We start from the raw sequence: 6,639 nt of genomic DNA on the forward strand, positions 1-6,639 counted from the left end.
GCCTACTAATATTTTCATTGTCGGCTCAAATAAAGCATCAATCCGAGCAACTGCCATATTTTTTTCATAAACGTCATCCGTCATTTTATAAAACCGTTCTTTATCCTGACGCTCTTGTACAAAGGCACGCAGTACACGAACCCCACGGATGGATTCAAGCACTTCATTATTCATATCTCCAAACGCATTTTGCGCCTTCATAAAACGAGAATGAATAGCTGAGCCATACTTACTCATAATGATAGCCATTACAGGCAACGGGATAAGCGCTGCAAAGGTCAATTTCCAGCTAATTGAAAACCCCATCATCGCGATGATCATAAACATAAATGTAGTCGAGTCAACTAAAGTTAAAATACCAAACCCAGCGGTCAAAGCGATCGCCTTTAAATCATTTGTACTTCTCGCCATTAAATCCCCTGTTTTATATTTACTAAAAAATGTTGGAGTCATTTTCAAAAAATGCTCCATCAAGCGGCTTCGCATCTTTTTCTCTAAAATTACTGCTCCACCAAATAACGTATAATCCCATAAGAATGAAATAACATAATGAACAACGATGATAGTAAGATAAATCATAATTACTGCAAATAATAGTTGAGAAGTCAATGAGTCGAAGCGGATATGATCAATGGTGTAACCTAACAATTTTGGAGGGATTAATCCGATTGCACTAGCAACTATTAATGCGGTTATTGCAAATGTATAGCGCTTCCAATAATCTTTAAAAAACCAACTCAGTTTTCCTAAAACATCAAACATGCCTCATCCGCCTTTTCATCGAAAATTACCCACAAATTCCCTTCATGTCTATTTAATTATAATGTTTCATTTTTTGATGTCAATATGACAAAATAATTACTAGCCGAGCAACTGTATGCTATAATGATTGCTATTATAGAAAAAATGGCAACATTTAGAAAGGAGCTTTATTTATGTCTAGAATAGAGAAAATGTTGGACTATAATAAACAATTTGTTGCAAATAAAAATTATGAGCAATTTTTATCAAATACGATTCCAAATAAAAAAATGGTTGTTTTCACATGTATGGAATCAAGATTAGTTGAACTTTTACCGAAAGCTTTAAACATCCAAAACGGTGATGTTAAGATGGTTAAAAACGCCGGCGCAATCATTCGAAAATCCTTCGATAGTATTATTAAAAGTATTCTCGTTGCTGTTTATAAATTACAAGCAGATGAAGTAGTAGTCATCGGACACCATGATTGTGGAATGTCTTGTGTCGATACAAATGACTTAATGGATAAAATGAAGAGCGAAGGAATTACAGACGAGACATTTAAAGCACTCGATTATTCAGGCATTGACTTTCATAAAGAATTTCATGGATTCGAAACCGTTGAGAAATCGATTGCTCAGAGTGTAGAAATCATCCGTGAACATCCGCTTCTCCCATCGCGTGTCCTCGTACACGGGCTTGTCATCGATCCAAACACTGGAAAAGTCGATGTCATTTCATTGGATGAAAGATAACAAAGGCGCAAACGCTTTTTTAGGCTAAAAAACAGCTTTGGACTGAAATGCTTTTCATCCTGTTAAAATTGGGACGCATTTTGTATGTAGAAGTTTGCTGTAGAACTCAAAATTTCAATAACCAATCGTTGAATTCGGCATCTCTTTTAGGTATTGCCGTTTTTCAACGATTTTTTCTTCAAAAAGATTCATACTATTTTTTATGAAAACGTAATATACTTTTTGTATATCTTCTTTTTGATCAATTATTACAGTTATTATTTTAATAAGGGAATGAATTTTGTATAATAGTTCATGTAGTGAACTATTCATTATATGAATTAATTTACGTCTACGAAAAAGGGGGACTCATATGTGGAATTACATCAATTAATCAATCGCTATCAATTTGCGATAAATACGATACATCGAGGAATAAACAATATTTTAAAAGAAAATGTAAAACATGATATAACGCCAGATCAATTTACAATTTTACAGCATATTCATACTAAAAAAATCTGTACGAGTACAGAAATAGCTAAATACTTTAGTGTCGGAAAAAGCGCTGTAACAGCTCTTGTTACTAGATTATTCGATAAAGGACTTATTGAAAGAATACGAGATAAAGAGGATCGGCGGATCGTATATCTTAAATTAACAGAAGCAGGTACTGAGCTTGTTAAACGAACAGAACAAGACCTTTATCAAGTTATCGGGAAAAAGCTAGATCATTTTGATCGTGCTGAAATTGAGGGCTATATAACAGCTTTAGAAAAACTCGCAACATTAATGATTGATAATGAGAAAGGATAGAATGTATGAAACAAATTATTAAATTTCGGTGGGTTATTGCGCTTCTTTGGGTCGTTGTTGCAGTGGCACTTCTTTTATTTGGACCAAATTTACAAACACTAGTAGCTGAAAAAGGCCAGATGACTGTACCAGATGACAATACATCCATCCAAGCTGATAAGCTATTACAAAAAATGAATGAAGATGGAACAAGTGCTTATGATGCTGTCTTAGTTTTTCATAATGAAGACATGTTAACAAAAACAGATGAAGAAGAAATATCAAAAGCAATCGATATTTTACAAAAGAATCAAGAGAATCTAGCAATCTCAGATATTATCGACTTTAGAGAAGGCGATGAAGTAAAAGATTTAACAGTAGCTGAAGATGGCACGACGATTATCGTTCCTTTTAAAGTTTCTGTTGAAGAGCGAACTGCTAGCGAAGCAAGAGATGTGATCACAGAATCGGTTGCCAATATTCCGGTAGATCATCACGTAACAGGAGAAGTTTTTTTACAGGAAGATATTATTATCAACTCCGAGGAAGGTCTTGAAAAAACCTTATCGATAACTGTTGTTTTAATATTGATCATTCTTTTTCTCGTGTTTAAATCATTTGTTGCACCTTTTATTCCATTACTAACTGTTGGGATCAGTTATTTAATTTCGGAAGGTATTGTCGCGATTCTTGCTGATACGATGGATTTTCCGCTTTCTACATTTACGCAAATCTTTATGGTTGCGGTTATGTTTGGAATCGGAACAGATTATTGTATTTTACTTATTAGCAGATTTAAAGAAGAAATTAATCAACATGAAACAATTGGAGAAGCGGTCATTGCCACATATAAAGCAAGTGGTAAAACGGTATTTTTCGCAGGACTTGCAGTATTAATCGGATTTTCTACGATCGGTTTTTCATCGTTTACTCTCTATCAATCTGCTGTTGCGGTCGCCATTGGAGTTGCAGTTATTTTAATCGCACTCGTTACACTCGTTCCATTTTTCTTAATTTTATTAGGTAAACGGCTTTTTTGGCCGTTTGATAAAAAAGTCGAACATAAAGAAAGTCGGATTTGGAAAACAGCCGGAATATTCTCGTGGAGGCGACCAATTTTTGCTTTATTTATTATTGCAATTATTACGGTGCCATCTTTGTTAACGTATAATGGAGACAAATCGTATGACTCTTTAGAAGAATTAAGCGATGGATTTGGTTCTGTAATCGCATTTAACTGGATAACGGAAAGTTTTGGCCCTGGTGAAACATTACCAACAACCGTCGTGATGGAAGTCGATGAGCCGATAACGTCAGCAGAAGACTATCAAGCAATCGAAACAATTTCCCAAGAAATAAATCGTATTAAAGGTGTTGACTATGTTCGAAGCGCAACTCGTCCTGTTGGTGATGTTATTGAAGACTTTTTAATGGAATCGCAAACTGGACAATTATCTGACGGTTTAGGTGAAGGAGTAGACGGATTAAATGAGGTAGAAGATGGACTCCGGGAAGCGGCTGATGAATTAAAAACTGAGTCTCCAAAACTGAATGACGCAAAAGACGGTGTCGGTGAATTAATGGATGGAACAAATGCCGCAAATGATGGAATTGGCCAAATTCAAACTGCTTTAACAGAAATTGAACAAGGAATTATGTCAGGTTCTAGTGGAGCTGGTGAGATAAAAGCTGGACTTGAGGAAGTGAAGAAAAACCTTGATGAGACAATCGCTGGAAATAATCAAATTTTAAGTGGATATAAACAAATTGCTGAAGGATTAGCCGGGTTTGGTGAAATGGACTCTGTGAATTTATCTCAGTTAAAGCAAGCGGTAGAAGGTGCAAAAGCAAGTGTTGAGGGGATGAACCAAATCTCTATTGCCCATAATCCTAACCTTGAAACTGATCCAAATTATCAAGAGGCATATCAAAGTGCAGTTGGAGTTTTGGATGGTTTAGCTGAAGGAGTTAATCAAATTGAAAAAGAACTAGGGAAATTGGCTGGTGCAAGTGAACAGATACAAACTGAAGTAGTTCAACCACTAAATGAGTTAAATAATAGTTTTCAAGAGGTGATTAGTGGACAAGAACAGCTCTCTTCAGCACTCAATGAATTAATCGCCGGTGTCGGTCAGTTAGAGTCAGGCTTAAGTGAAGCAGCAAGTGGGCAAAAACAAGTTGTCAACGAATTCCCTAACTTAAGGGAAGGCTTATCCCAAATATACGGCGGACAATCAGAACTTCAAAATGCGTTTGAGGAATTACAAGAAGGTTTAGATGAACTCTCTGGTGGCTTAGTCGAAGGTTCAGATGGGCTTTCTCAAATTGACGAGGGATTAACGACAGTTCAAGAATACTTGGGAGATTTTTCTGTCGATCAAGAACCTCCTGTTGTCATCATTCCTGAAGAAGCTGTAGAAAATGAAGACTTTTTGGAAGGAGCTAATGAGTATCTTTCAGATGACAAAAAAGTCGTTAAGTTTGATGTCATTTTAGAATATAGTCCATATTCTCAAGAAGCAATTGAATTAGTCGGTGATATTAATGATGCTGCACAAACCGGAATTGAAAACACTAAATTTGCAGGAAGTATGCCAGAGATTGGCGGTGTCAGTAGTTTAAACAATGATTTAAAAAATGTTTCAGACGAAGATTATTCACGCACAGCTTTATACATGTTGATTGGTATTTTCATCATTTTAGTGATCTTATTCCGATCATTAACGATGCCGCTTTATTTAATCGGCTCCTTACTAATAACATATTACACATCCCTTGGTTTCGCTGAATTACTTTTCGTAAATATATTTGGATATGACGGCTTAACTTGGGTTATTCCCTTCTTCTCATTCGTTATGTTAGTTGCGCTTGGAATCGACTATAGTATTTTCCTGATGGATCGCTTTAATGAATATAAAAATGGCTTGATCAAAGAAGCATTAATCAATGCAATGAAAAACATGGGAACAGTCATCATATCAGCAACAATCATATTAGGCGGAACATTCGGTGCCATGCTCCCATCCGGTGTACTGTCACTTTTACAAATAGCGACTGTAGTTATCATCGGATTGGTGTTGTATGCATTTGTCATGTTGCCATTATTCACTCCAATAATGGTACGATTCTTTGGAAAATATAATTGGTGGCCATTTAAAAATCAGATGAAGAGTTAGATTATAAAAACTCCCTCGGGGGGAGTTTTTATTTTTTTGCCATTTCATGAATAAGTTGAATAACCATTTCTCGCGACTCTTTGCTCGAATACTTTTTCATATTTTCTTTTATTACCGGTGCAGCTTCCTCTAATTTTTCAACCTCTTCTAAAAGCCGCTCTTTTGAAAGTTCTTCTTCCTCTAAAACATGTGCAAAACCTTGTTCTTTAAATGATTTCGCATTGTCAATTTGATCTCCTCGACTAGCAGCAAGAGACAATGGGATGAGCAGCATCGGCAAATCTAATGCAAGAAATTCAAAAATTGCATTCGCACCTGCACGGGAAATAACAAAATCAGTAATAGCAAAAATATCTTTTAGTTCTTCATTTACATATTCAAACTGAACGTATCCTTTTCGTTTAACTGTTGAATCGACGTTATTACTTCCACAAATATGGATGAGTTGATATTTCTTTAAAAGAGTGTCCAAATTCGCTCGTATCGCTTCATTTATCTTTTGCGATCCAATGCTTCCACCCATAATTAATATGACTGGCTTTCCCGGGATTAAGTTCGTTACCTTATATCCAAGGCTTTTATCACCTTGAAACAACTCCTCACGAATTACCGCACCAACATGAGTTGCCTTTTTTTCAGGTAAATATTTCATTGTTTCCGGAAATGTCGTTAATACTTTTTTCGCAAATGGTGTCGCAATTTTATTTGCAAGCCCTGGAGTAAAATCGGATTCATGAATAATAGTAGGTACGCCACGTAAACGTGATGCTACAACGACAGGTACAGAAACAAATCCCCCTTTAGAAAAAATGACATTCGGCTTCGTTTTTCGGATAACATTCCAAGCATCTAACGTTCCTTTTAAAACTTTAAATGGATCTTTAAAATTTTCTAACGACATATAGCGACGTAATTTACCCGTAGAAATCGGATAATAAGTAACATTAGGTAAATCCTTTATCAAATCACGCTCAATTCCTTGTTTTGAACCGATATAATCAACTTCCCAACCTTCTTTTTGAAAGTACGGGATAAGTGCTAAATTAACAATTACATGCCCAGCCGTTCCCCCACCGGTAAATAATATACGTTTTTGTTTCATCTATGTAATTCCTTTCCTAAAAACAATCCCACTTACAATCTTATTCCACTTTACATTATATATTACTTGGAATAAGAGTGAAAATAAAAGT

The 6,639-nt window shown here is 35.6% G+C and carries 5 protein-coding genes; 3 read left to right on the top strand and 2 right to left on the bottom strand.

All coding sequences use genetic code 11. The features are described from left to right. Nucleotides 1-762: ABC transporter transmembrane domain-containing protein (locus ACPYKA_RS17295; RefSeq protein WP_479543458.1), on the bottom strand; the 762-nt coding region annotated here is incomplete at its 3' end. Nucleotides 763-935: 173 nt separating this feature from the next. Here ACPYKA_RS17295 and ACPYKA_RS17300 point away from each other — a divergent pair. The 3 genes from ACPYKA_RS17300 (at nt 936) to ACPYKA_RS17310 (ending at nt 5,446) form a co-directional block, all read left to right on the top strand. Then, on the top strand, nt 936-1,496 hold the full coding sequence (locus ACPYKA_RS17300) for a beta-class carbonic anhydrase (protein WP_479543459.1): 561 nt from the start codon (nt 936-938) through the stop codon (nt 1,494-1,496). Nucleotides 1,497-1,850: 354 nt separating this feature from the next. Next, a complete protein-coding gene (locus ACPYKA_RS17305; RefSeq protein ID WP_479543460.1) occupies nt 1,851-2,291 on the top strand; it encodes a MarR family winged helix-turn-helix transcriptional regulator in 441 nt (146 codons plus the stop codon). A 5-nt stretch (nt 2,292-2,296) separates the two neighbouring features. Continuing rightward, entirely contained in the window at nt 2,297-5,446 is a 3,150-nt protein-coding gene (locus ACPYKA_RS17310) for an MMPL family transporter (RefSeq protein ID WP_479543461.1), read from the top strand. Nucleotides 5,447-5,474: 28 nt separating this feature from the next. Here the strand turns inward: ACPYKA_RS17310 and ACPYKA_RS17315 are convergent, their stop codons facing one another. Further along, entirely contained in the window at nt 5,475-6,548 is a 1,074-nt protein-coding gene (locus tag ACPYKA_RS17315) for an undecaprenyldiphospho-muramoylpentapeptide beta-N-acetylglucosaminyltransferase (protein ID WP_479543462.1), read from the bottom strand. Nucleotides 6,549-6,639: the final 91 nt, after the last annotated feature.

Origin of the sequence: Pseudogracilibacillus amylolyticus (SeqCode), assembly GCF_051918545.1 — a bacterium.
GTDB lineage: Bacteria > Bacillota > Bacilli > Bacillales > Amphibacillaceae > Pseudogracilibacillus.